12 protein-coding genes are annotated in these 26,111 nt (G+C 71.5%); 6 read left to right on the plus strand and 6 right to left on the minus strand.

The window, feature by feature from the left end; all coding sequences use genetic code 11:
* Positions 1 to 11 precede the first annotated feature (11 nt).
* The 3 genes from ACNYS0_RS41130 (at position 12) to ACNYS0_RS41140 (ending at position 4,203) form a co-directional block, all read left to right on the plus strand.
* Positions 12 to 2,777 carry an AfsR/SARP family transcriptional regulator gene (locus ACNYS0_RS41130; protein ID WP_422481758.1) on the plus strand — a complete coding sequence of 922 codons (2,766 nt, stop codon included), beginning with the start codon at positions 12 to 14 and terminating at the stop codon, positions 2,775 to 2,777.
* Positions 2,778 to 2,881: 104 nt separating this feature from the next.
* On the plus strand, positions 2,882 to 3,226 hold the full coding sequence (locus ACNYS0_RS41135) for an STAS domain-containing protein (protein WP_422481760.1): 345 nt from the start codon (positions 2,882 to 2,884) through the stop codon (positions 3,224 to 3,226).
* The gene (locus tag ACNYS0_RS41140; RefSeq protein ID WP_422481762.1) at positions 3,223 to 4,203 is read left to right on the plus strand and encodes an anti-sigma factor RsbA family regulatory protein; all 981 of its coding nucleotides are present in this window, start codon (positions 3,223 to 3,225) and stop codon (positions 4,201 to 4,203) included. Before ACNYS0_RS41135 ends, ACNYS0_RS41140 begins: the two co-directional genes overlap by 4 nt.
* A 21-nt stretch (positions 4,204 to 4,224) precedes the next feature.
* Here the strand turns inward: ACNYS0_RS41140 and rpsR are convergent, their stop codons facing one another.
* The 4 genes from rpsR to rpmG form a co-directional block, all read right to left on the minus strand.
* Positions 4,225 to 4,461, minus strand: coding sequence for a 30S ribosomal protein S18 (gene rpsR / locus ACNYS0_RS41145; RefSeq protein WP_422481764.1), 237 nt, complete (start codon positions 4,459 to 4,461; stop codon positions 4,225 to 4,227).
* Between the two features lie 19 nt (positions 4,462 to 4,480).
* Positions 4,481 to 5,635: a CobW family GTP-binding protein gene (locus ACNYS0_RS41150; RefSeq protein ID WP_422481766.1), complete on the minus strand. Its 1,155-nt coding sequence runs from the start codon at positions 5,633 to 5,635 to the stop codon at positions 4,481 to 4,483.
* On the minus strand, positions 5,635 to 5,889 hold the full coding sequence (locus tag ACNYS0_RS41155) for a type B 50S ribosomal protein L31 (protein WP_385755001.1): 255 nt from the start codon (positions 5,887 to 5,889) through the stop codon (positions 5,635 to 5,637). The genes ACNYS0_RS41150 and ACNYS0_RS41155 overlap by 1 nt, the downstream gene beginning before the upstream one ends.
* A 64-nt stretch (positions 5,890 to 5,953) precedes the next feature.
* Complete coding sequence (gene rpmG / locus ACNYS0_RS41160; protein ID WP_422481768.1) at positions 5,954 to 6,118, minus strand: 50S ribosomal protein L33; 165 nt, start codon at positions 6,116 to 6,118, stop codon at positions 5,954 to 5,956.
* 107 nt (positions 6,119 to 6,225) lie between these two features.
* Here rpmG and rpmB point away from each other — a divergent pair, with 107 nt between their 5' ends.
* The 3 genes from rpmB to ACNYS0_RS41175 all read left to right on the plus strand — a co-directional run bounded on the left by rpmB (position 6,226) and on the right by ACNYS0_RS41175 (position 8,790).
* The gene (rpmB, locus tag ACNYS0_RS41165) at positions 6,226 to 6,462 is read left to right on the plus strand and encodes a 50S ribosomal protein L28 (RefSeq protein ID WP_422482907.1); all 237 of its coding nucleotides are present in this window, start codon (positions 6,226 to 6,228) and stop codon (positions 6,460 to 6,462) included.
* A complete protein-coding gene (gene rpsN, locus ACNYS0_RS41170) occupies positions 6,462 to 6,767 on the plus strand; it encodes a 30S ribosomal protein S14 (protein WP_422428851.1) in 306 nt (101 codons plus the stop codon). Before rpmB ends, rpsN begins: the two co-directional genes overlap by 1 nt.
* Before the next feature lie 193 nt (positions 6,768 to 6,960).
* Entirely contained in the window at positions 6,961 to 8,790 is a 1,830-nt protein-coding gene (locus ACNYS0_RS41175) for a SpoIIE family protein phosphatase (protein ID WP_422481770.1), read from the plus strand.
* 27 nt (positions 8,791 to 8,817) lie between these two features.
* Here the strand turns inward: ACNYS0_RS41175 and ACNYS0_RS41180 are convergent, their stop codons facing one another.
* Both ACNYS0_RS41180 and ACNYS0_RS41185 read right to left on the minus strand, forming a co-directional pair.
* Positions 8,818 to 18,522 (minus strand): Tc toxin subunit A-related protein, encoded by a 9,705-nt coding sequence (locus tag ACNYS0_RS41180; protein WP_422481772.1) that lies wholly within the window; start codon positions 18,520 to 18,522, stop codon positions 8,818 to 8,820.
* Between the two features lie 78 nt (positions 18,523 to 18,600).
* Complete coding sequence (locus tag ACNYS0_RS41185) at positions 18,601 to 26,079, minus strand: SpvB/TcaC N-terminal domain-containing protein (RefSeq protein WP_422481774.1); 7,479 nt, start codon at positions 26,077 to 26,079, stop codon at positions 18,601 to 18,603.
* Between the last annotated feature and the right edge of the window lie 32 nt (positions 26,080 to 26,111).

The following is a 26,111-nucleotide window of genomic DNA, read 5'->3' on the forward strand; positions in this document are numbered from 1 at the left end:
GACGCGAGGTCATGAGGTATCGGTTGCTCGGGCCGCTCGGCCTGTGGCGTGACGGCGCACAGGTGCCGCTCGCGCCGGCGAAATGGCGCATGCTCCTGGCCGTCCTGCTGTGCGAGTCCAACCAGCTCGTCTCCACCGACCGGCTGGTCGAGGAACTCTGGGGCCCGCACCCGCCGCAGAGCGTCCACAAACTGCTCCAGGGCTACGTCTCGCGGGTGCGCCGCGCGCTCGGCGACGCCTCCGGTGACGTCCTGGTCACGCATGTGCACGGCTACCGGGCCCACGGGTACCGGCTCGTCGTCGAACCCGGCGCCGTCGACGCCCACCGGTTCGCCGACCTCGTCAAGGAAGCCCAACGCGAACTCGACCGCAACGCGGCCGACGCCGCCGCCGAACGGCTCGCCGAGGCCCTCGACCTGTGGCACGACACCCCCTTCGCCGATGTGCCGCCGACCCCGGCGGTGGAGACCGAGACCGCGCGCCTCCTCGCCGCGCACACCCAGGCCCGCGAACTCCTCATCGAGGCGCGCCTCAGGCTCGGCCACCACGAGGCGGTACTCGACGAACTCCAGGCCCTGTCCGACGAACACCCCCTGCGAGAGGCGCTGCGGGGTCGCCTCATGCTCGCCCTGTACCGATCGGGTCGCCAGGCCGACGCCCTGAGCGCCTACCGCGACCTGCGCCGACGCCTCGCCGACGACCTGGGCATCGAACCGGGTCCTGCGGTGCGCGACCTCCACCAGCGCATCCTCACCGGCGACACGACCCTCCTCCTGGAACCCGAACCGCCCGAGAGCGAGCCCGCCGAGGCCGCCCGCGCCCCCGCCGGGACGGCCGCCCGCGTCCCCCGCGAACTGCCGCACGCCACCGGCGAGTTCCTCGGCCGCACGGGCGAGGTGTCCGTCCTTCAGGAGATCCTCGGCGGCACCGGACGCGGCCGCCTCGCCATCGCCGCGATCGACGGCACGGGCGGCGTCGGCAAATCGGCCCTGGCCATCCACACGGCGCACCGCCTCGCCGACCGCTTCCCCGACGGACAGTTCTACGTGGATCTGCACGGCGCCACCGCGGGTCTCACCCCCCTCGAACCGGGGGAGGTGCTCGGCCGGTTCCTCAGCACGCTGGGCGTGCCGCGCGTCGCCGTGCCCACGAACACGGAGGAAGCGGCCGCCGCGTTCCGCTCCATGGTCGCCGACCGGCGTGTCCTGGTCGTCCTCGACAACGCGGCGGGCGTGGAACAGGTGCGCCCCCTGCTGCCCGCGGGGCCCGGCTGCGCCGTCCTCGTCACCAGCCGCGAGATGCTCACCACGCTGGAGGGGGCCGGCCATCTGCACCTCGGCGTGCTCTTCCACGACCAGGCGATGGCGCTCCTGGAGCGGCTGCTCGGCGCGGACCGGGTGGGTGCCGAGACCGAGGCGGCCGACGCGATCATCCGGATGTGCGGCGGGCTCCCGCTCGCCCTGCGGATCGTCGGCGCCCGCCTCGCCGCCCGTCCCAGCTGGCCGCTGAGCGCCTTCGTCGAGCGGCTCGGCGACGCCCAGGGACGCCTCGACGAGATCAGCGTCGGCGACATCTCGGTCCGCGCGAGCTTCCACGCCGGCTACCAGGCCCTGTGCCACGGCGCCCACCCCAGCGACCAGGCCGCCGCCCGCGCCTTCCGGCTTCTGGGCGTCGTCCCGGGATCGAGCACCAGCCTGCCCGCAGCGGCCGCGCTGCTCGGCGTCCCCGCCGCCCGCGCCGAGGACGCCCTCGAACGCCTCGTCGACGCCCACCTGTTGAACAGCACGGCCCCCGGCCGCTACCAGATGCACGACCTGCTCCGCCTGTTCGCCCGCGAGGTGTGCGCCGAGGAACCCGAGGCCGAACGCACCGGGGCCCTGGAGCGCGTCCTGCGCTTCTACGCCGCCACCACCGGATGCGCCGTGGCCCACCTGGAGGTGCCGCCCGGCCTCGCCCGCCGCGCCGGCGACCCGACACCGGTCCGCATCGACGACCTCGGGCAGGCCGAGGCCTGGCTCGACAGCGAGCGTGCCAACCTCATCGCCACCATCACGCACGCCGCGACCGTGTCCGACGACGCGGCCCGCCACGCCGTCCGCCTCATCGGACTCCTGCACTGGTACCTGTACCCGTACGCCCGCGCACGGGAGTTGCGCAGCCTCGGCGAACTCGGCATCCGCACGGCCCGTCGGCTCGGCGACCGCAGGAGCGAGGCCCAGGGGCTGCACAACCTGGCAGCCGTGTACTGGCTGCACGGAAGGCTCGACCACATGCGCCAGTGCCTGGACGCGGCGCTCGCCATCTGGCGCGACATCGCCGACGCCAAGGGGGAGCGGCGCACCCTGTACTGCCTCGCGGACGCGCTCACCGAGACGGAGAAGTACGAGGAGTCCCTCACCGTGCAGCGGTCGCATCTCGCCCTGGCCCGCGCGGCCGACGACCGCACGGCCCTGGTGGTCGGCCTCGGCGACCTCGGCCGCGCCCTGCGCGGACTCGGACGCACCCACGACGCGCTGGAGGCCTACGAGGAGAGCGCCCGGATCGCGGACGAGACCGGCGACGACGGCTTGCAGTGCTTCGCCCTGCACGAGATCAGCCGCATCCTCCTGTACGAGGGCAGGAACGCGGAGGCGGGCAAGCTCCTCGAACGCGCCGCGAGCCTCGGCAGCGACCTCACCGCGTACGTCCGCTGGCGCGGACACGCCTGGAGCGCGTTCTTCCCCGCGTGCCTGAGCCTGCGGATGGGCCCGGGCGCCCTGGCCCCGCCGCCGCTGTGAACGGCGGCCGGCCGGCACCGCCCGGATCTACCGCCGCTCTACCGGACCCCGCTACCTTCAAGGACACCTTGCACAAGGACCCACCTCACCACTCGGCAGGCTTCATGGACGCCACGGCACCCGGCGAGCAGCGCATCCTGCGGATCACCCGCACCGACGACCCGCCCGGACTCGGCCTCGAAGGGGAACTGGACGCCACCCGGCACGACGTCGTCGCGCAGGCCCTCGCGGACCTTTCGGAGGTGGACGGCGAACTCCACCTCGACCTCCGCGGGCTGACCTTCATCGACCTCGGGGCGCTGCGCCTGCTGGCGGGCATCGGACACCGCCGCGGCCCGCAGCGGGGACTCGTCCTCGACCACGTGGCACCGGAGGTGGCGGGCGTCATCGCGATCGTGGGCTGGGGCCGGCTGCCGGGCCTCGTGCCGGGAGTGGAGGGGACGGCATGACCATCGACGAGATCATCGAGGCGCTGGAACGGCTCGGTCCGGCGGACGCCCCCGGCTTCGACGAGCCGCTGGTCCACCAGCACCAGGCGGTGCTGTACGACGGCATGCCGGAGTTCCTCGCGGGCACCGTGCCGCACCTGCGCGAGGGCATCGAGGCGGGAGCGCCGACGATCGCCGTGGCCCCGGTGCGCGAGAGCGACGCGCTGCGCGACGCGCTCGGTCCGGACGCCCCCGCCGTGCAGTTCATCAACCCTCTGGACGTCTATACGAACCCCGTACGGGCCATGACCGCGATCTCGGCGGTCGCCCGCACGCTCGGCCCGCGCCCCGCCTGGGTGGTGGCGACCGACGACTGGGAGCGCTACCCGGACCCCATCGAATGGGTCCGCTACGAAGCGATGCTCAACGTCAGTTTCCCCAACCAGCCCTACCACAGCCGCTGTTGCTACGACACGCGGGTGCTGCCACCCGAAGTCGTCGATCACGTGCGCCGCACCCACCCCGAGGTCTTCGAGGGCGAGGCCCTGCGGGACAGCCCCGTGTACGGCGACCAGACGGCCCTCCTCGCGGAACTCGACCGCCGGCCGCTGCCCGCGTCGCCGCACGCCACCGCGTCCATGCGGATCCTGCCCGCGGACCTGCACGCGGTGCGCGCCTTCGTGGCCGAACAGGCGCGCGGCTGCGGAGTGACGGGCGACGCCCTGCACCAGCTCCTGGTGGCCGTCACCGAGGTGGCGACCAACGCCATCCGCCACGGCGACGCCCCCGTCACGCTGCGCGCCTGGCCCGACAACGGCCTGATCTGCGAGATCACCGATTCCGGTGACTGGCAGCCCGACGCCCACCTCGGCTGGACCCCACCGGACTCCGTCACCGACTCCGGCTTCGGCCTGTGGGGCGCGGGCATGCTGTGCGACACGGTGCAGGTGCGCCCGGGCGCGAAGGGCACGACGGTGCGGCTGCGGACCTGCGCCTGACACGCCCGCAGCCGCCCCGCCTCACCTGTTCCCGTACGGCAGCAGTGCCATCTCGCGGGCGTTCTTGACGGCGGCCGTCACCTGGCGTTGCTGGCGGACCGTCAGGCGGGTGACGCGGCGGCTGCGGATCTTGCCGCGGTCGGAGATGAACTGGCGGAGCAGGTCGGTGTCCTTGTAGTCGACGTAGGTGATGCCGGCCGCGTCGAGCGGATTCGGGCGCGGCTTCGCGGGCTTGCGCGGGGTGCGGGGACGGGGCATGTCGGTTCCTTTCGGTGGGTCAGCGCGCGGGGTCGAGGAGCGGGTCGAAGGCGGCGGGGAGCCGGCTCCAACCGGTCGGGCCCGCGCGGTACTCGTCGTCGGTGAGCAGGCAGGAGTCGAGCAGGGCGGCCAGACCCTCGCGGTCGAGCGCGGGGGAGGTGAACACGAGGTGCTGGCAGCGGTCGCCGTGCTCCGGGTGCCAGTCCATGGCCGCCGCCGCGCGCCGCTCGGGCGGCACCAGCTCCCAGGCGGCGTCGGGCAGTGAGTGCAGCCAGGGCCCGCAGTCGTCGACGCCCAGGGCGCCGCCCGCCGCGTCCCAGGACAGCAGGGTGTCGGGCCGGTCCGCGAGCCAGAAACGCCCCCGGCTGCGGGCCGCGGCACAGCACAGATCCTCCAGGGCGTCGAACAGCCGCTGCGGATGGAACGGCCGGTGCCGGCGCCACACGAGGGTGCCGACCCCGGCCTCCTCCGCCTCCTGAGGCAGCCGGGCGCTGGCCGGATGCTGGGCGGTGCGGGCCGCCTCGACGTCGAATCCGGCCAGGGCGAGCCGGGCCAGCTCGCTCGACCGGGCCGGCACCTGTTGCCCCGTCGGATGGAGCTGGGAGAGCAGCGCCCGGTCCTCCTCGTCCGCCTCCGGGCTCTCGGTGACGGCGACGACGGAGGCGTACTCCAGCTGCCGGGCCCAGGTGTCCGCGACCGTCCGCTGATCACTGGCGGCCGCCGCGAGACCGGCCTCGGCGAGGTCGTCCCCGTTGCCCAGATACGGGAGCACGAGCGCGGGGTCGACGGCCGTGATCACACCGGTCAGTCGCAGCGCCGGAGCGCCGTGGGCCGCCACGACATCCGCCATGGCCTGTGGTTCCACGGAGTCCCACAGCTCCACGACCGCAAGCCGGGTCAGCCCGTCGGCGGCGAGACGTTCGAGCTCCGGCACGAGGTCCTCGCGCAGGGCGCAGCAGGCGCAGTCGTTGACCAACGGGGCCTCGCCGCGGCCCAGTTCACCGGACGCGTCACGGATGGTGCGGGTCACGGTGCCCGACGGGGCGGTGCCGAGGTCGTGGTGCAGGGCCACGCTGGACGGCACCGCGTCGAGCAGCCCCCGCACCACCTCCCGGCGCGCCTCGCTGTGCAGGCCGCCGACGATCACGACGGGCAGCCGGTCGCGGCCCCCCATCACCGGGCCCCTCGACGGCCGAAGCGACGTTCGAAGCGCTCGACGCGGCCCGCGGTGTCCATGACGCGGGCGGTGCCGGTGTAGAAGGGGTGGCTCGCCGAGGAGACCTCGACGTCGTACACGGGATAGGTGTTGCCGTCCTCCCACTCGACCGTGCGGTCGGTGGTGAGCGTGGAACGGGTCAGGAAGGCGAATCCGGCGGCCTTGTCGCGGAAGACGACGGGCCGGTAGGCCGGGTGGATGCCGGGCTTCATGGCGGACTCCAGTTGGTTCGGGTGGTTCGGGTCGTTCGGGTGGTGGTGCGGATCCGGCCGGTGCTCAGCGTTCTTCGCGGAAGTCGACGTGGCGGCCGACCACGGGGTCGTACTTGCGCAGGACCAGGCGGTCCGGGTCGTTCCTGCGGTTCTTGCGGGTGACGTAGGTGTAGCCCGTCCCTGCCGTCGAGCGGAGTTTGAGGATCGGGCGCAGTTCGTTGCGTGCCATGCCGCTACTATATGGCAATGGTTTCCATGTTCAATAACGGGGCCATGGTCGTGACCGGCGTCGGCCGGCGCGACAGACGACGACAGCTGACGACAGAGAGGGCCCGTATGTCCGCCCACTGCCAACTGACCGGCGCCGCACCGCGCTTCGGCAACCGCATCTCCCACTCGCACCGGCGCACCTCGCGCCGCTTCGACCCGAACATCCAGAGCAAGCGCTACTGGCTGCCCAGCGAGGGCCGCAACGTGCGCCTGACCCTGAGCGCCAGGGGCGTCAAGACGGTCGATGTCATCGGCATCGAGGCCGCGGTCGCGCGGATCCGCGCGCGAGGGGGCAAGGTCTGATGGCGAAGAAGAGCAAGATCGCGAAGAACGAGAAGCGGAAGGCGGTCGTCGAGCGGTACGCCGCCCGGCGCGCGGCCCTGAAGGAGATCGTCCGCCGACCCGGCACCCCGGAGCAGGAGCGTGCCGACGCCCTGGCCGAACTGCGCCGCCAGCCGCGCGACGCCAGCGCGACGCGGGTCCGCAACCGCGACAGCGTGGACGGCAGGCCGCGCGGGCATCTGCGCAAGTTCGGCCTGTCCCGCGTCCGACTGCGGGAGGAGGCCCACGCGGGACACCTGCCGGGAGTCACCAAGTCCTCCTGGTGACGTAGCCGCGCGCAGGGTCTGTCGTTCGGTTCAGGACGGATCCGCATGACAGCCTCTGGCCGCCCGACCGGGCCCCGTCCTGGTCGGGCGCGCCGCACGGTCGCCCGCATGGCGCCCGAGATCAGGCGAGGCGCGGACGATCGTCGGACCATGGGGGGAGCCGGAGTGCGTCGAGCCGAGGGGAGTGCCGCAGGTGGGTGGCGGGCGCGAGCGCGGAATCCCCGAAGACGACCTCGACGGGCACGGGGGACCCGAGGCGGACGACGCCGAGGTGCGCCAGGTCGACGTGCTCAACCGGCTGGCGGGCCCGGCCTCCGGAGGCCCCGGCGCCGACTCGGACCGGGCGCCGGGACGGACCAGCCACCGGGACACCGACGTCCTCGTCACCGGACACGCCCTGGCCGGGATCGCGTCACTGGGGGAGGCCCTCACCCTGATCTCCCAGCTGGCCGACGCCGCCTTCCCGCTTCGCGGGCAGGCGGTCTTCCGTACGGACCGGGACATGCTGCACTGCGTCGGCCGGTTCGGTCTGGGGGACGGCGAGGCCGACGCGTTCCGGCTGCCGCTGCGCACCGCCCACCCCGCCGCGCAGGTGGCGAGGACCGGGCGGCCCGTGGTTCTGACCTCGCCGCAGGAGTACCTGGACCGGTTCCCCTCCGCCAGTGAGTACGCGTACCTCACGCAGTACGAAGCGTGGGCGTTCCTGCCGCTCACCACGTACGGCCAGCACACCGGCGTGTGGATGGCGGCGTTCGACGCCCCGGTCGAGATGACCGGCGGCATCGGCACCTTCCTGGTGACCCTCGCCCGGCTGCTGGGCCAGTGCATCGAGCAGACGTACGACGGCGAGGCCGATCACGCCCTCTCGCAGAGCCTGCGCAGCAGCATGGGCCGCGTCGGCCCGGGCCCCGAAGGACTCACGGTCACCGCGCGTTACGTCCCCACCGGTGGCGGGCTCATGGTCGGCGGCGACTGGTTCGACAGCATGACCCTGCCCAATGGGCGCCTCGGCGTGGTGATCGGCGACGTCCAGGGCCACGATGTCCAGGCCGCCGGGCTGATGTCGCAACTGCGCACCGCCATTCACGCCTACGCCGCCGAGGGGCACGGCCCCGACGCCGTCCTCGTCCGCGCCTCCCACTTCCTCGCCTCACTGGGCGAGGGCCGCTTCGCCACCTGCATCTACCTGGAGGCCGACCCCGCGACCGGAATGCTCCGCATCGCCCGCGCGGGGCACCCGCATCCGGTCCTGCGGCTGCCGGACGGCACCTGCCTGCTCAAGCACGTGCGCGGCGGACTGCCCCTCGGGCTCGACCTCGGCGAGGACGACTACCCGGTCAGCGTCGTCACACTGCGTGAGAACGAGATCCTCATGCTCTGCACGGACGGCCTGATCGAGTCCGGCGGCCACGACATGTACTCCGGCTGGCTCCGGGTGCGCGGCGCGCTGACGCCGGGCGGCCCCGACGACATCGACGGCATGGCCGACCGGCTCCTGAACGCGGTCGTGTCCCCGCAGGCCACACAGCCCGGCGACCGTCCCGTCACCTCCTTCACCGAGGACGACATCGCCCTGCTGCTCCTGCGCCGCGACCCCCGCGACGACCACGCGGACGGGCCGGGGCGCAACCTGCGCTTCACTCTCGAACAGGACCAGGCCCAGGGCATCGCCGACGCCCGCATCGAGTTCCAGGGCCTGCTCCACGACTGGGCCCGACCCGAGCAGGTGGACACCGTCCTCCTGCTCGTCTCCGAACTCCTCGGCAACGTACTGATCCACACCGAGCAGGCCGCCGTCCTGCGCGCCGACATCAGCGGCGCCGAGGGCCGCCGCCGGCTGCGCGTGGAGGTCTCCGACCGCAGCGACGAGGTCCCCTCCCGCCGCGCCCCCGGCGAACTCTCCTCCTCGGGCCGCGGCCTCGTCCTCCTCGACCTCCTGGCCCACCGCTGGAACCTCCGCCCGGAGCCGGAGGGCAAGACGGTGTGGTTCGAACTGGACGAGGACGGGCCGGAAGAGCCGTGAGACGGGCGCTTCGCGGCTGCGCCGGGCTCAGGACGGTCCTGCTTTGAACGTGTAGTGGCACAGCAGCCAGAGGTCGTCGATGTACGGCAGGGTCTCCGGTGCGACCTCCTTGAGGGAGAGCTTCTTGCCCGAACGGGGGTCCCAGCCCGGATCCGGCACCGGGACAACGGTCTGGACGACGTCGGTGCGGCGCAGCCAGCCTGTCAGGCCTGTGAGGGCCTTGCCGTCGAATGTCGCCTTGCGCAGTTGCTGCACGTGCTGGTCCGTCAGCCGGTCCTCGGCCTTGATGAACACCCCCACCTCGTCGATGGTGAGCGTGCCGTCGCGGAGCAGGAACGGGAATCGGTCCGCGATCTCCAGGGTGATCTCGCGGTCACCCGTGGCGGCCGTGAGCCGATACCAGTCGGCGAACTCGTGCCGCAGGCTCAGGGCCCTGGTGAAGCCGCCCCTGCCGTCGGCCGAGGCCATCAGTTTGCCGAGGTCGGCGCGTTGCGCGGCGCGGACCGCGTCGGCCAGGCGCCGTCCGCCGTCCCGCGCCGTGTAGCGCAGATGAATCACGGCATCGGCGATGGTCGCGTAGTCGAACTGCCGGAACTCCGAGGGGAGTTCGAGTCGCCATCGGGAGATCGCGCCGTACCCTTCGAAGGGCAGATACCGTTCGTCGGCGGCGCCCTGCGCCTCGAAGAGCCCAGCGTCCTCGGTGCCGCGACTCGTCACGATGGACTGGGCGGCGGCGAGGTCGTCGACGAAGCGGGTGTCTCCGGGGCCGGTCCGCGGATAGCCCCCGCTCGGATCGGGACTGACCCGGACCGAGCTGCGCAGCAGAGTCAGGGTGCAGTTCACGCTGGTGTGGCGGCCGGCCACGCCGAGGACGCTGAGCGCGACCGAGTTGATCCGGCGGGCGTAGTGGCCGGGGCAGTCGAGATCCAGGAAACCCTCCGGGATGTCCACCTCGCAGGCCCCGGTCACCTTGAGCCGGATCAGCGCCGCCGCGTCGAGCTGTGCGAGCGACACATGGCGGGTGATCTCGTACTCCCGCCGGTGCTGGTCGAGGTAGGACACCTCCATCCGCTGCAGGTCCTGGGCGAGCCGCTCCCCGGCGAGCAGGCCCTGCTTGAGGCCGTCCCAGTGGCCGGGCCTGATGAAGTCGCTGTCCTGGTTGCCGAGTTCGAAGCGGTAGGCGCGCTCGGCGCGGCGGGCCAGGTCGAAGGCGAGCTCGTACGCGGCGTGGTGCACGGCCGAGATCTGCTCGACCTGCCACGCGTACAGGTCCTCGTTCGTGTACTTGTCCCGCAGCAGGGCGTCGGCCTCGCGGGCGCCGGCCGTCTGGGTGTCGTGGTTGAGCAGCTCCATCCGGGCGATGGCCAACCGCAGCCCGGCGGCGGAGAGCTGGGCGCCGATCTGCGCGCCCTCCTGGCTCGCCAGATGGGCCTGGTGCAGCCATTCGTCCGCCCGCCTCCGGTAGCCGCCCAGGAGCTGGTGGAGGTTCGCGCGGTAGGCGTGCTCGTTCGAGGCGTAGTTCTGGGCGCTTGCCTCCAGCCGAGCCGCCGTCGACAGCAGCGTGCCGCCTATCTGCGCCTGGATCACCGGGCTTGCCGCCCAGCCCTGCAGGCCCAGCGTGAAGTCGGGTATGAGGGCAAAGAGTTGGGCGGCGGCCTCGTGGTCCATGGCGCGCAGCTGCTTCTCGTTCGAGGTCTTCAGCTCCGCGAGCTGCCGACGCTCGAAGCTGTTCATCGGGAGCGTGAAGCTCTCGCTCGCGCCCGGGTCCTCGTCCTGGTCCTTCTGGGAGATCGCCTCCTCCAAGCTGGCGTGGATGCTGTCCATCTCGGCGCGGAACAGCGTGGTCAGCTGGTCGGTGACCCGGGTCAGCGGGGTGCGCGGCTGCAGCCCGTCCACGACCTCGCGCATGGCCCCGAGGATCTGGCTGCGGGTCTGCCCGGTGGGTGGCGGGATGGTGATCGTTTCCATCGCCTTGAGCTGCTCGACGTAGAACAGGCATCGGGTGCGCGCCATGGTCATGGACTTCGCCAGCGCGTCGACCTGTGCCTGAGCCTCCTGGATCTGGAGTTCCCGTACGGAGCGCGCCGCGTCGAGCAGGGACAGCTCGTGCCCGGAACGCAACACGGCGAGCCGCTCCGCGTCCTGCTTCTCCAGGGCGGCGAGCAGCAGCGCGCCCAATTGCCGTACGTCGGAGCAGAGTTCCATTGCCTTGCGGGCCAGTGCGGCGAAGCGGTAGCAAGGCGGGCCCGCTGCCCCGTCCGACAGCACCTGGTCGAGGTCGGCCCCGCCGGCGAGTGCGCGGACGAGGGCAGACGGGTCGATGGGCGTGCCGAAGAGGTCGAGTTCGCGCACGGTTCCCGCGAGGTTCATGCAGTGCCGGATCTTGAACAGCCGGTCGGCGACGATGTCCCAATGACGTAGCAGTGCGTCGTCGTGCGGGACACAGAAGTACAGCGTGAGCGGCACCGGTATCGGCGGTTTGACCTGGCCGTTCGCCGGGCCGGGCGCGGCGGCCGGCGGCGGGAGCAGGCCCTCCACGGCGACGAGCGCGTTGGCGAGTTCGTCGAGCGACGGCTCCAGCTCCCGGTACGTCAGCGGGGCCGGCCCGGCCTGGGCGGGCAGTTGCTCGGGGCGCGGGCCCAGCATCTGGTCGGCCAGGACGTAGAGCTGCGCGGCCTGGTTGATCGACTCGATGGTGTCCTGCCGGAACAGCTGATCGCCCCACTCCACCAGGTTGGTGAGGTACTTCATCAGTACGTTCTGCTGGTAGGCGCTGGGCCGCAGCTGGGCCACGGCATGCGGGTCGAAGGGGTGGTCGCGCCAGTTGCGCACCTGGGCGACCATCTCCTCACGCGCCCACGAAGGCCTGTTCTTGTCGGCGAGCAGCCGAGCCAACTCCTGGACCGGCGGGGCGAGGACGGCGGTGTGGAACGGCAGCAGCCGCCAGTAGCGTGCCGGGCTCGGGTCGGTCGAGCTGATCGTGGGATCGAAGATCTTGTGGAACCACTGCTGTGCCTGGGCGAAGCGCCGGTTCTTGCCGAGCCGCGTCGCGATCAGCAGCGGCGCGTGGAAGAACAGCTCCCAGTTGTACGAGGAGTAGGCGCCGTCGGCGGTGAAGTCGACGGTCTCCTTCGGCCAGTCGAAGGGGTACACGTTGTCCCAGCGCGGCGCGTACTCGTTGACGAACCTCGCACCGGCGGCCACGTGAACCGCCGCACCGAACGGCCCGGTGATGGGCCCGGAGTCGCTGAGCCGCTGAGTCTCCAGGGAGAGCAGGCCGGGCACGCCGCCCGTGTTGAGGGCGGTGGCGAACCGGGTGACGTACGGGTGGAAGTGGGTTTCGAAGCGGACCGCTTCGCGCATCACGAAGAGCGGCCCGAGCACGGCCTGATTCGGCGACGGGTAGTTGACGATCAGGGAGTACGTCGCCGGGTGCGCCAGATACGACCTGCGCCCGTCGGAGTAGAAGAAGGAGTCCCGGTCCAAGAAGGTCACTGTCAGGCCCTGGCCTGCCGGTTCCATCATCTCCGCCTGCACGGGGAAGGTGAGCCGGTAGGGGTTGGCAGGGCCCGTGCGCCGGCGGGTGAGCAGCTCGTTGGCCGCGGTCGGCCGGCGGCCGGTGCCGCCCGCGGTGAGTACGCTCACGGGCCGCTGCACGGTGGGGCTGCGCTCGGCGACGGCGTTGAAGCTCTGGTCGGTGAACGGGGTGCCGAAGCCGAACGGGCCGTCGGACTTGTTCCGGACGCGGTCGTCCCCGAGGACGAGGCGGCCCTTGCCGCGCGGCGCGCGCAGCACCTTCCATTCGTAGACCGGGTCGTAGCCGTCGTAGGAGGCCGAGGCCCAATCGGGGACGCCGCGGGAGCCGACCGCGATCGTCAGAGAGTCCTCGTCCGGCAGGGGCGCGAGGAAGAACGCCTCGGGCCGGGCGAACCGGGCGCTCGCCGATGTCAGCGGTGGATCGAGGAGCTGGGCCGCCGACCACTTTCCGTCCCGGTACTCGCTCCACACCACCTGGAGCGACCAGTACTTCTTCGGGCGGGTGCCCGTGGCGGACTGCGCCAACGACGCCGGCTCCTCGGCCTTCTCCTGGAACTTGAGCCAGAACAGCAGCAGCCGCTCGTCCCAGACCACCGGCAGCAGATGGTCGCCCTCGATCTTCAGGTCGACGGGCTGCCACGGATACCAGAGCGCGTCCACGCGGCGCCGGTAGAAGTAGCTGGTGGGGGTATTGAACGTACGCCCGAACACATGCCGGATCTCCCGGTCGCCGGAGCGCTGCACACACGTCGCCACCACGTCGAGCCGGGCCACCCGGTCGAGGTCCTCCAGATAGCCGCGGAAGGCGCGCTCGGCCTTGTCGGCGTCGATCTCGCCCTGCTGCAGCTCGCTCTCCAGGCGTACGAAGGCGGGTGACTTGTCGCGGCGCAGCTCGGGCTCGGCGTACCTGGCGGGATGGAAGAGGACCTTCCGGTTGGCCTCCCAGACCCGGTAGTTCTTCATCCAGGCCCACTGGTCCGCAGGCACGGCCGACGGCGGCACGTCCGGCTCCAGGTTCATGTGGCAGCGCTGCACGAACAGCTGCACCGCGTTCATGGCCTGCCGGATCCGGGTGGTCCGGGCGCACGGCGACATCTCGACGTCGATCAGGAACCGGCCGTACAGCTCGTCCGCGTCGCGCAGCCGCTCGACGTGGACGAGATGGTCGACGAGCGCGCGGCGCTGCCGTTCGCGCAGCTCGTCCCGGAGCGGACGGGCGCGCTCCCGCCACGCGGTGGCGCCGACCCTGGTCCGCGCGGCCTGTCGCGCGGCCTCCGCGTCGGGCGCCTGGATCGGGTGCTGCGTCCAGCGGCGGCACTGGGCGGCGGACGAGCCGAGCCGCTGGAACAGCTCGGCGCAGTCGGCGAGCCGGGCGAGCAGCGACTCGTCGCGCACATCGGCGGGCACGGTCATGCCGAGCCCCGCGGCGGCCTGGCCGAGATCCGCGGCGTTCCACGCGGTGATTTCGGCGAGCCGCGCGAGTACGGCCGCCAGGGTGGTCCCTGGCACACGGGACGCGGCGAACACCGCGCGCAGAGTGGAGCCCTGGCCGGGCAGCCGGTCGCGCAGCGCGACGAGAGCGGTGAGCCCCCGCCACCCGGCGTACCCCACCGGTGCCTTGCTCTGATGGATGGGCAGCCCGGCAAGGAAGGCCCAGTCGTCCTCGCGAAGCAGACCCGTGACGTCGTCGGTGTCGCACCGGAGCCGGGTCAGCACCAGCGCCGCCTTCTGCAGGCGGATGAACGCGCCGTACTGGTCCGGGCAGGCGGACTCCGACAGGACGCCGGTCGTGGCCACGAACACCGGGTCGAGGAAGGCGGCGAGGACACTCTGTGTGCTGCGCCCCGGCCAGCTCAGCCGGTTCGCCAGGGCCCGCGCGACAGGCGGCGGCACGGCGAGCGAACGGGCCAGCGCCGCAACCACCCAGTCTCCGCTCTGCCTCCGGCGCAGGCTGGGCAGCAGCAGGTCGAGGGCCATGCGGAACCGGTCGGCCGCGCTGCGGGCGTCCTCGAACAGGCGCAGCGGGGCGTCGGCCGCCCCGGTCGCCGCGGCGCCCAGGTACGCGTTGTCCGGGTCCAGCTCCACGTAGGCGTTGGACTCGGTGAACAGGGCCTGCACGGCGGTGGTGCAGGCGGGGGCGGTGGACAGGGCGAGCAGCCTGACCCGCACGGCGTCGGTCATCCACCCGGTGAAGTACAGGCTGCGGGACGCCGCGTCATAGCCGAAGCCGGGGGCGAGGGTGGCCGGGATGTGCAGATCGACGTACAACTCGTCGACGGCCTTGTGCCAGGCGGCCGTGTCGGACAGGGCGCGCAGCGCCTCGTGGTCGCCCGCCGACATCAGACCGGCGCAGCGCAGCTTCTTGTTCTGGAAGGAGACCCGGCCCGCGAGGCGCTCGGGGAGGTCGTCCGGGAGTACGACGCCGGCGGGCAGCTGCTCCAGGTCCGCCTCGAAGCGCAGCTCGGCGCGGAAGGTGGGCAGCGTCAGGGACTGCATCCGCCGGGTCACGAAGTCGACCGGAGCGGCGGCGCGCGCCTGGGAGGTGGTGTGCAGCAGTTGCACGGCGGTGGCGTACTTCGCATATTGCGGGGTCGTTTTGTCGGCGGGCAGGTCGAGCAGCTGGTCCTGTTCGGACTTGCGCAGCGCGCCGAGCGTGACGAGGGATCCGCGGTCGAAGAGGGCTTTCTCCTTGAGCCCGGCGGGCAGTTGGTCGGGCAGGACGAGGCCGGGCGGCAGTTCGGCGAGGGGCACGTCGGTACGTGCTTCGGCGCCGAGCGCGCCCGTTCCGAGAGCGCCGCTGATCAGCTCGGCGTCCCAGCCCAGCTGGGAGAGGAAGCCGGCCAGCGACTCGCCCTGCGGGTCCGGGACGGCGGCGGTGCGGGCGGCGACGGCCCGCAGCCCGTCGCGGATCTCGCCGAGCGAGCGCGCCAACTGGGCGTCGCCCGGTGCCACTTCGGGGGCCGGCCGATGTCGCAGTACGTGGTCCAGCTCGTTCAGCGTGAATCCCGAGGCCCGGATGTGCTCGACGTCCGTGACGAAGCGCACCGTCGCCGCCGCCCGCTCCAGCAGGGCGAGCGGCGGCCCCGGGAACGGGTCGAGTCCGGTCAGCGTCGTGACGCGCAGCCAGTCGCGGATGCTCAGACCGAGTGCCCGGGCCAGCGACGTGATCCGGTGCAGCGCCGACAGGTTCGCGAGACCCAGCTCGTCGGGCACGCCCGCGTCGAGCAGCCGGGACAGGTCGCCGGTGCCGATGCCGAGGGCGAGGACGACGGCGGCGCGGTGCGCGGTGATGGTCGCGTCCGCGTGCGCGACCGTGCCGTCCGGGGCCCGGTAGGGGCGGGCGAGTTCGGTGCGGTCGGCATTGAGGGCGAGGGCTTCGGGGGCCGGACTGACGACGGTCCGGTTCAGGAACAGCAGGTCGTAGGGGGAGGGCGCCGGGGTGTCGGTCCCGTCGCCGTGGACGATGTAGCGATGGGTGTCGATCGGGGCCCACCAGGCGGCCACGTCGGTGGGGCGGAGTTTCAGGGCCGATGCCAAGTGATGCGCGTGCGCGAGCCAGCCCAGGAAGTCCGGGGTGAGCGCGTTCGCGCCGTACGCGTTCGCGGCGCGGTCGAGCTCGTGGACGTGCCATTCGAGGGTGTGGGCGAGGCGTACGAAGCGCACCATGCGGGTCAGATGCGCCGCGGTGAGCCACTTGGCGCTGCGCTGCGTGAGGTCGCAGGCGGCGCCCTCGACGGTCGGCCGATGCCCCTCGGGATTGACGAAGCGAGTATCGAGCAGATCCCGCAACTCCGCGAGGCCCAGGTCCGATTGCTGGAGCAGGAGGGAGATCCGGCCGCCGAGCACGCCGACCCAGGGGCCCGAGACGGTGCTGCCGTCGCGTACGTCTCGCAGATTGCTCACCGTCTCGTCGACGCCCCACAGGGCCCATGGTTCGGCCGGGGCGGAATCGGTTATCAGCCCGGCGGACTTCGGGTCGAGGCCCAGCAGCTCGTACTGCGCGGGCTCGTCGAGGGCCCGCATCAACTCATGTCGGTCCACGCCGAGCTCACCGAGATAGGTGCGGACTTCGGCGAGCCGCAGATCGAAGGGCAGCGTCCACGGATAGATGTCCCGGCGGAGCTGTTCGTAGGCGGGCCCGTGCAGATGCTCGGGGTTGGCGAGCAACTCCTCCTCGGTCCAGGTGGTCTGCGGGTACGGTCCCGCGGGCCGTGGGGAGACGGCGTTCTCCAGGATTTCCATCGCCAGGTCGGCCTGCTCGAGCCGGGTGTTGGTGTTCGCGCAACTCAGCTGGGTCTCGGCGAGATCGGGGCGGCGACCGGGCGCCGTCAGCGCGTCGAGGGCGGTCTTCGGGCCGGTGCTCGCCGGGAGCGGACGGTCCGCCAGGAACTTCAGGGCGTCCACGAGGTAGGCGGCGGGGCTGGAGGCGGAGCGGCAGTCCTCGCAGGCGCAGAAGTCGAGGTTGCCGAGGAGGGTGCGAAGGTCCGGGATCTGGAGGCCGGGCTTGGGGAGGGCGGCGGCTGTCCGGGGCGCGGGGCCTGGGACGGTGTCGGCGGAGGTGGAGGCGGGGGCGAGGCCGTCGGGCGATGGCGCGGGCAGCACCGCGGTGCCGAGGGTGGCGGCCGTCGTGCCGTACCCGAGGACCAGCGACGCCGCGAGGGCGGTGACGTCCTCGGCCTGCGCGTGCAGTTGCTCCGCAAGCTCCCGGTCACCCGCCAGTGCCTCGGCCATCGCCGCGCCGAAATCGGTGCGACCCACCCGCGTGATCTTGTACGCCGAGTCGAATCCGGCGGACAGGAGCGCGGCCACGATGCTGTAACGCGGCGGCTGCTCGGGCCCCAGCCGTCGGGGCACGATCCGGGTCACCCGGTCGAGCCGCAGCAGATCCTGTCGGAGCAGTGGCAGGACCGCCTCGGGGATGCCGCGCAGATCGGCGCCGCCGTCCGGGGCGAGGTAGCCCGTGATGTGGTGCTCGTCGAACTCGAAGACGGTGTTCTGCGCGAAGAACCGCTCGAGGTGCGGCCTGATCCGCTCGGCCACCGGGATCCGGCGCTGCCCGATCCGGGCCGCGAGTACCGCGGTGGGGTGGCGCTCTTCCAGGCCCCGGTGCAATTGCGCGGCGTAGAACGCGATGCGGCGGCGTTGGCCGGCGCCGGGCAGCACGTTCCGCGGCACCCCCGTCCCGGTGACGAGCTCCTCCCAGTCGCGCGGTTCGAGGCGGGCGAGGTCGCGGACGCCGGCGTGTAATGGCTCGCGCAGCAGCCGGTCGACCATGGGCAGGTAGCCGCCGCTGAGTGCGCCGAGGTCGAGGAGCGTGCGCAGCTCGCTCAACCGGGTTTCGGAGAGGCCGAGTTGCTGTCCGGCGGACGTCCAGAAGGATGCGCCCTCCAGTGGGCGCTTGGCCACCAGCTTGGCGAACGTGCGCCGGCCGGCGTCCGGGAGCGAGGCCTTGCGGAGCAGGTCGCCGAGCGAGGCGGGTGTGCCGGTCGGTGCCTCGGCGAGCAGCAGGTCCGCCGCGCGGTCCGGCAGGTCGGTGTCGGCGAGGGCATCGGCGTCGTCCTCGTACTGCGGCGGGATGACATGCGCCCGCGCCGCCGACCGGATCGCCTCCGCCACCCGGTCCCGAGGCTCGGCGGCGACGGCCAGCGGGTCGGCGGGAAGCTCGGCGTGCTGCAACGCGTGGAAGACCTCGGTGGGCAGCCCGGTCCTGCGTGCCCAGTCGCTGCATTCCCGCAGATTGCGGAGGGGCTCGGCGTCCATCTTGAGGGTGGCCGCGAGGTATCCGATCTCGTCGTCGCGCAGGGTGTGGGGGAGGCGGCGGCCGAGGGCGGGGGAGAGAGTGTCGACTAGGCGTTCGTAGGCGGAGGGCAGCCATGCGGCGACGTCGATCTCGAGGTCGACGGTCTCGTCCGGGCCTGCGCCGTAGCGGACTTCGGACTCGGTGAGTACCTCGTCGCCGTCCGGCGGGAGCACGAGGACCTTGAGGTCGGCGTCCTTCTTGCCGGGGCGGCCGAGGCGGTCGGGGGTGTATTGCAGTGTGTAGGTTCCGGTGGCGTCGGTGGGGGCGTCGCCGAGGGAGACGGCGGTGTCGAGATTCACGTCCAGGGCGCGGATGCGGGCGCGGGGTACGGCCGGCCCCCCGTGCAGTGTCAACTGACCGCGTACGAAGCGTGGTTCGTCGTTCGCGGCTGCCATGCGGTCTGTGTCACCCGTTGCCATGGCATGCCTCCTAGGGCTCGGGGGTGAACCTCACACGGTGGGCACCGGCGCGCGTCATTTCGGCTTCACACCGGTGGTGGTGGGAGCGGTCGGCGAGACAGGCTCGGCCGAGGGCCAGTTCCAGTGCGGGTACTTCGTCGTGAGTAGTTGCCAGTCGGTGATGTCGCCGACGTAGCGTCCGCTCACTTGTGACCAGCCGTGCAGCCGCCAGCCGTTGTCCCGAGCCTCTTGCCAGAGACTCATCCGACGGATGATCTGGTCCCACTTTCCGGACCCCGGGGCGGTCAGCTCGATCTGGTTGGGGGTCGTCCATTCCTCCATGAGGCGTTTGGCCTGGTTCGCCGCGTCGATGCGAATCCCTTCGGCCTTCTCCAACACTCCGGGCTCTTTCTCGACCCACACCTCGATTTCGCGGTCGATGGTGTCCGGGCCGTTCTCCTTCTCACGGAACTTCTTTCCTCGCTCTTCCTCCTTCTTCCACTTCTCCGACCACTCCTTGCCGTAGGTCGGATTTGAGGGTGCGCTCTTCCCGCCCGAGGCCGCGGCCATGAGGACGATCGACGACGCCCGCAGCTCCGCGACCGCCGGCGCCGCGACGGCGGCGACCATGGCAGGTGCCGGCATGGGGGCCGGTGGCGGGCCCGGGGGCATACGGAGGGCTCCCATCGTCTCGATGTGGCCGACGATGGCGGTCGCGTGGGTCGAGGCGAACCGCATCATCGAGTACGAGTGCTGCACCGACTGCGGCAGGTCCGAGCCGTCCGGCGCCCCGGGGACGAATCCGGCCATGAGGCCGAGCGTGCCGCCCGCGATGTTCGCCGAGTACTCGTTGCTGATCACGTCCTTTCGGAGCGCCATGACCGAAGGGAACTTCCGCCAGTCGAAGATCTCCCGGGACCGCGCGTAGGCATCCCGGAATTCCTGGCGCTTGAAGAGCAGATCGACTTGTGTGCCGATGATGGAGTCCCAGAACCCGGTGTAGTAGCCGCCGACCTTGTCCAAGGTGTCCCGGCCGTCAGTATCGACGAAGCGCACAGGGTTCGACGAGCCGTACCGGTAGAGATTGACGCCGGCCTTTGGGCCGCTCGGGTCGCAGTTGATCCAACGCCCCAACCACGGCGCGTAATATCGCGCACCGTGATACGCGAGCCCGTTCTCCTCGTCGTGTTCCATCGCCGAATAGCGGTACCGCTTCGGAATTTTCGTCCGCGACCCCGCCGACCGGAACGCCGAAGCGCCGTAAGGGAAGTACTCCTCGTACGTGATGACCTCTCCGTCTTCGGCCAGCTCCACCGTCGCCGAGCCGAGGTGGTTGGTCAGCTGGTAGCGCGTCAGTTCCGCCGGGGAGTCGTCCGTGCCCTTGACGCGGTGCTCCACCAGGGCGATGCGTCCCGTGTCGTCCATGACGTGCAGCGCGCCCCGCTCCAAGGTCGTGGCGGTGCCGTCGCCGTTGTACTCGCGGTAGAGCTCCACCCCGCCCAGATACACCCGCTCCTTCATCGGAACGGGAGGGTCCGAGGCGTCGGCGCGTTGCTTCTCGGTGACCTTGCGGACCCGCTGCCCCGTCGAGTCGTAGACGTAGTACGTAGCCTCCGGGCTGCCGTCCGTGGGCCCCGCGTCATGGGCCGTGGAACGGAGTTGGTCCCTGTGGTTCCAGCGCATGACTGCCAGGTGGGGCATCTCCAGCATGTTGCCGTGGTCGTCGTAGTGGTACGTCTCCGAACCCGTCACGCCGGTCAATGTGGAGCTCGACAGCCGGTTGTTGGGCTCGGCGTAGGTGAAGTCGCGGGTCCAGCCCGCGTGCGCGGGATCGGTGCCGCGGTGGGTGAGGCGGTCGAGGTTGCCTGCGGCGTCGTAAACGTAGGTCTCCTCGTACCGGGCCAGTGCCGTGCCGTCGTCGGGGTGTGCGACGACCGGCAGGTCCGTGGCGGTCGGTGGGCGTGGCGCCGCGCCCGCCTGGCCTGTGTGCTCCCGGCCCTCGGCCAGCACCAGGCGGTACACCGCGTCGTACGTGTACGTGGCGTGCGGCTCGACCCGCGCATTCTTGAAGTAGACCGTCTGCTGCGCGTCGTCGCGGATGTCGATGACGTTCCCCACGGGGTCGTAGGTGTACGTGAGGTGCTGGACCGTGGCGGGTGTCGCGTCGCGCACGGTGCGCAGTTCGGTGAGACGGTAGGTCGCGCTGTCGTAGCGGTAGGTCGTCGCCGCGCCGTTGCCGTACTCGATGCGCAGGCGCTGCCCCTTGGCGTCGTAGTCGATACCCCGCACCATCACTTCGGGCGGGGCCCCGGCCACCCGTACCGACACGGTCTCCAGGAGGCCACCCTCGTTGTACGTGAGCAGGGTCGTGCTGCCGTCGGGCGTCGTCCGCGAAGTCGGACGGTTGAGCGCGTCGAAGGCCGTGACGGCCGCCGGGAACGCCGGTTCCAGAGGCGGGCTGCCCGACCAGTCCGGCGGCTCCCGGTAGTTCGCGCAGAGCCGGCGGTGGCCGCGCAACAGGTTGCCCTTGAAGTCGTAGCGCTCACTGGTCACGACCCCGGCGGAGTCGAAGGCGCGGTAGGGCTTGCCGCACAGGTTCTCCGCGTCGCCCTGTGCCTCGCCGTACTCGGTCTGTTCGATGAGGGAATCAGCGCCCGAGGCTCCTGTGCGCAGCCGCACTTCGACGGGGCGGCGCGCCGCGTCGTACCGCATTTCCAGGCGCCGGTCCTGGCTGTCCCAGGTGAAGAGCGGTTTGCCGAGTGCGTCGCTCAGCGTCCAGCGTGTGCCCGCTTCCATGCTCGTCGCGCGGATCCGGTTGCCGATCAGGCCGTAGCCGTAGGTCATGACCAGGCGGCCCTGTGCGTCGTACACGGAGCGGACGTTGCCCTCGACGTCGGTCAACTCCCGGGTCGCACAACGCTCTTCGACGACCGCGCCGGACCGTACGAACCGGTTGTGCGTCTCGGTGCGGAAGACCCGCCCCAATGCGTCCAAGTCGGCGCGCGACGGCGTACCCGCGTGGCCGAGCGCCTTGGCGGCGGCCGCCTTCTCCCGGGCGCCGAGGGCGCCGCCCTTGCGTACCGTGTACCACGTGGGCAGCACATCTCCCTGGGGCAGCCGCGCTAGCAGCGTGCCCACATCAGGGTCGGAGCGCGGGTCCTCCTGCGCCACCGTGTCGTTGACGTCCCAGGTCATCCGGTGCCAGGGGTCGAAGACGACCTTCTCGTACGCGTGATGGGGGTGCACCGTGGCGACCACCCGCTGCAGAGGGTCGTAGAGCAGGATCGAGCTCACGCCTGCGAGCTTCGCGAACTCGAAGGTGTGGAACGGGGTGAAGAAGGGTTCGTAGGTGCGCACCGGGTTGCCCTTGTTGTTGAAGATCGTCCAACCGGTGCCCAGCCATTGGACGTTAGGCCCCGAGGACTCGGCGCGCACCTTGCTCTGGATCTCCCTGCCGAACCCGTCCGAGTAGCTGAATTTGTGCTGGATCCGGGTCGCCGGGCCGTCCGAGTCGTGTGTCTCGCGCGTGAGGAGTGCCACGAGGGGCGGCGTGGGCGCGGCGAGGTGGCGTGTGCGGTGGTAGGCGTACAGGTCGTACACGAGGCGACTGCTCGCCCGCTTCAGCAGCGGCGCCGGATCGCTGAGCGGATCGGCCAGGTACGCGGACACCGTGGCCGCAGGCAGGTCCACCACCGTCCCCTCAAGGGAGTCGCCCTCACCGTTCTTGCCCTGCACGGCCGTTGCGACGATCAGGCCCAGGCTGTCGAACGTGACGACCGTGCGGTTGCGGTTGGGGTCGGTGACCGCGCGCGGCTGCAGGACCCGGTGGTCGAGCTCGGCCGAGACACGGTTGCCGACGGGGTCGAGGGTCTCGCGCGGCAGCAGATGGTGCGGTGCGTCGTACGTGACCACCGTGTCGGCCGCGAACGGGTCCCGGAAGCGGGCCGGCAGGAAGAAATGCCGCCGGGCCAGCGTCAGTTCCTGCTGCGCGCTGTGGCCGGGGTCGGCGGAGTAGTGGACCGTGCCCGAGGGCAGCCACCAGTGGTCGTCGGCGTCCCCGGCCGGGAACAGCGGCTTCAGGCCCGCCCCGGAGCGGTAGCCGGCCGCGGCGAGCATGCCCGGCTGGATCAACGTCAGGGTCCCCCTGATGAACTGCTCGGCGAGGACTCCCGCAGTGAAGGCCAGGGTGTACGTCTCGCCGGGCAGCGCCAGCGTTCCCATGTGGTGCAGCGGCAGCAGCCCCGACAGGTCGTCGGCCCGGTAGAGCGTGCGGATGTGCTCGATCGGGCGCCGCCGTGGGCCGGTCCCGATGTTCTTCCCCTCGTGGTTCTCGTACGGGACCTCGGCGGCTTGCGCCGCCTTCGCCACCTTCTCCACGACCGTGGAGAAGGTGAGCGGCGCGGGACCGTCGGCGATGTTGAGGAGTTCGAAGGTGCGGGTCTCGCTCGGCAGGGGAGTGCGGTGCGCGTCGTCCGTGTCCACGGCGTCGGTGTAGCGGGTTTCCGTGCAGGTCGCTTGGGGCCGCCGCTGCCGGTCCCGATCGTCCTGGGGCAGGGACGTGTCTTCGTGCCGCCTGCCGTACGCGAACGTGACCGAGCTGAGGACACCGCCGTAGGCGTCGACGTCCAGGGTCAGAGTGTGGCCGACCCGTGGATCGGCGACCTGCTTCCCGGCCACCTCCCGCAGCCGGCGCTCGTAGTGCAGGTCGATGGCCTCCCGTGGCCGAACGAAGACGACGGCGTAGCGGTTGCCGCTGGCGACCGGCTGGAGCAGTTCGACGGCGAAGTTCTGCTCCGTGACGGTGTAGGGCATCGACGTACCGTCGAGTGCCCGCACCTCCGTGCGCAGCACCGAGCCCTTGAGGGCGCGCCGCACCTCCCGCTCCTCCGCCGGGCCCAACGGGAGCGGGGAGCGCCCCGTCGGCGTCAACAGGGTGTCCGGGAGCGTGGTGTCGGGCAGCTCCGCGGGTGGGAGGCCGGGCTCGCGGTAGTACTCGTCGGCCAGGTGCAGCGAGACGGTGTCGCCCTCCTCGCCCGCGCCGGTGTGGAACCAGGTGGTGGTGAGCGTCGACGGCACATGCGAGGCGGCGTTGATGTTCTCCGGGGCCGCGTCCGCGACGTCGAACTCCTCTGTGTCGTAACTCTCCACCCGCGCGAAGCCGCGGAATTCCCGGTCCTTGTAGTGGCCGTGGTGGTACGCGTAGCGGGTGACGAAGCGGCACCGGCCGATCCGGTCGTAGGTCTCCGTCTGCTCCACGACGTGCACCGGGAACGGGAGCTGGGTGATCCACGGGCGGCCCGCGGCCTCGTCCAGCAGCGCGAACTTCGCCGACGAGGCGTACGTGATGGTGGTCTCGGCGCCCAGGTTGTTGCGCATCCTCGTGAGCAGATGGGGTTTGCCGTCTCCCATGAGGTCCAGGTAGCGCACCGGTCGCCGGGTGACGGCCGTGCTCGAGGGAGAGGAGAGCACGAGGCAGGCCGTACCGTTGCCGAGGAGGTCGGTCACTGTCACGTCGGAGGCCCGCGTGCCGGGCGGCAACGCCGTCAACTCCCGTGCCTCTCCCCAGCCGTTGCCCGACTGGTTGAGGTAGAGGCGCACACCGTCGTCGGAGAAGTAGCAGAGGTCCGCGCAGCCGGTCCCGTCGACATCGAGCAGCAGGGCCCTGCGCGGGTCGAAGCGGTCGGGCCGGTCGAGGACGGGCGCCGCGTCCATCGCGACCTTCGGGCCGAAGCGGCCGTGTCCCAGGTTCGGCCAGTAGCAGATCTCGCTCGCGCGGATCCGGACCAGCGCCGACAGCCCGTCCCCGCACATGTCCGCGGTGAACACGCTCTCCGTGCCGTCGGCGAAGCGGACCGTGGGGCCCTCCTCCTCGTCCCGCGGCCACGGCATGTCCTCGGCCGCCGCGAAGCCGTCTCCGTGCAGGGACGGGTACCAGGTCAGCGCCCGGTCCTCGGTCAGCAGGACATCGGCGGTGCCGTCTCCGGTGAGGTCGACGAAGCGCAGGTCGGGGGAGTCCCAGTCGAGGACGGGCAGCGAGCCGAAGACGGTGAACGGGTCCCAACCGCCGCTCCCGGTGCGCTCGTTGAACCCGGTCGGGGCGCGGCCCAGGCGGACCAGATCGAGGCGACCGTCACCGTCCAGGTCCATCAACTGGGATCCGTCCACACCGAATTGAGCGCCACCCGTTGTCGTCGGCCGGGTCGAAACCGGGACGGCGGGGCCGAGGGCGGCACGGTTCGGATCGGGGTCGAGCGGGCTGAGGTTGGCCTTGTACAGCCAGCCGTCCGGCTGCTTGAGGAGGGCGCCGGAGACTCCCGAACCTTCGAGATCCGTCCACTGGACCGAGCCACCGTCGATGCCGTCCGGCAGATTGCGCGCACTGACCTCGTCGAGATCCCGCAGCACATCGCTGATCCGCGCCGCGCTGTACTCGAACTCGAGCGGTGGCAGGGCGTGCGGCTCGAGGCCGGGCGCGTATCCCCTGCTCGTCACCGATGTCAGGAACGATGCCGTGGCGCTCTGCGCGTAGGTGAGTTCCGTCGAGCGCACCAGACAGTTCTCGCCCACTCCTGGCTCGTCCTTGAAGTGGTGGAACATGAGGATCCGGTGGCACAGCCGGTACGTACGGATCTCGAAGCCCGCGCGGTACGTGGAGAACGGGTCCTCCCGGCAGGGCCAGTTCGCCCGCTCGCCAGGGGCGTCGTCGTGCTCGCCGTAGTCGAAGACGACCTCGAACATCCAGTCGGTGCGCTGCGTGAGGTCCTCGTCCGTGGCTCGAGGAGTGCGGTTTGCGTACAGGATGCGCTTGATGTGCCGGGCCGCTCCCCGACTGCGATTGTGCTCGTTCGGTCGGGCGGAGACGGTGTCGGCGGCATCCTCCGGTTTGTAGCGGTAGAGCATCGCGTTTCCGCGGTCGTCGAAGGTCTCGCAGATCAACCAGCTGAACACGCGTCGCGGATCCGCGGGATCGTGGACGCGGGACTCCGCGGTGCGGCCGTAGAGCGTGGTGACGTTGTCCCGGGAGATCGTGCGCCAGTGGGCGATGCCCGACTCGAGGTCGGTCCAGCGCTCCGTCCGGGCGAAGCTGCCCTCGACGCGCGGCCGGTAGCGTTCGATCTGCCACCGCGGCCCGCTCGTCGGCGGGCGGTGGGTGACGGGGTGGGTCCAGGTACCGTCCGGCTGCCGAGAGAGTTCGGGTACGAGCTCTTCGCCGTTGTACAAGAAGTCGTCGCTCTCGGGGTGCACGTCGTGGTACCGGGGCACGCCACGGTCCGTGCGCCGGGTGATCGCGGATGCCGAAAGGCGCCAGCCGAATCCGAAGAGGCCGTTGCCCGTGCCGGAGTCGTACGACAGCGACAGCTGGGGGCCGAAGCCGGAGCGGCCGGGGCTGGTGGCCACCGGTACGCTCAAGGTGCCTGTGCCGGTAGCGGGCGCGGCCGTGAACTTCTCGTCGATGCCACGGATCGCACCGCCCCCCTTGGGCACGGAGATCGCCGGTGGCACGAACGGTTTCCCGGTCGTAGGGCCCGGTGTTTCCGATGCGGTGTCCGTCACGGCACACCCCCTCTCGTGGGGCAGGGGTCGTT

The sequence above is a fragment of the Streptomyces anthophorae genome (assembly GCF_049310305.1).
GTDB lineage: Bacteria > Actinomycetota > Actinomycetes > Streptomycetales > Streptomycetaceae > Streptomyces.

Coding starts and splice junctions, on each gene's coding strand:
- ACNYS0_RS41130 (WP_422481758.1), top strand. CDS start 12: ATGAGGTATCGGTTGCTCGGGCCGCTCGGCCTGTGGCGTGACGGCGCA.
- ACNYS0_RS41135 (WP_422481760.1), top strand. CDS start 2,882: ATGGACGCCACGGCACCCGGCGAGCAGCGCATCCTGCGGATCACCCGC.
- ACNYS0_RS41140 (WP_422481762.1), top strand. CDS start 3,223: ATGACCATCGACGAGATCATCGAGGCGCTGGAACGGCTCGGTCCGGCG.
- rpsR (WP_422481764.1), bottom strand. CDS start 4,461: ATGCCCCGTCCCCGCACCCCGCGCAAGCCCGCGAAGCCGCGCCCGAAT.
- ACNYS0_RS41150 (WP_422481766.1), bottom strand. CDS start 5,635: ATGGGGGGCCGCGACCGGCTGCCCGTCGTGATCGTCGGCGGCCTGCAC.
- ACNYS0_RS41155 (WP_385755001.1), bottom strand. CDS start 5,889: ATGAAGCCCGGCATCCACCCGGCCTACCGGCCCGTCGTCTTCCGCGAC.
- rpmG (WP_422481768.1), bottom strand. CDS start 6,118: ATGGCACGCAACGAACTGCGCCCGATCCTCAAACTCCGCTCGACGGCA.
- rpmB (WP_422482907.1), top strand. CDS start 6,226: ATGTCCGCCCACTGCCAACTGACCGGCGCCGCACCGCGCTTCGGCAAC.
- rpsN (WP_422428851.1), top strand. CDS start 6,462: ATGGCGAAGAAGAGCAAGATCGCGAAGAACGAGAAGCGGAAGGCGGTC.
- ACNYS0_RS41180 (WP_422481772.1), bottom strand. CDS start 18,522: ATGGCAGCCGCGAACGACGAACCACGCTTCGTACGCGGTCAGTTGACA.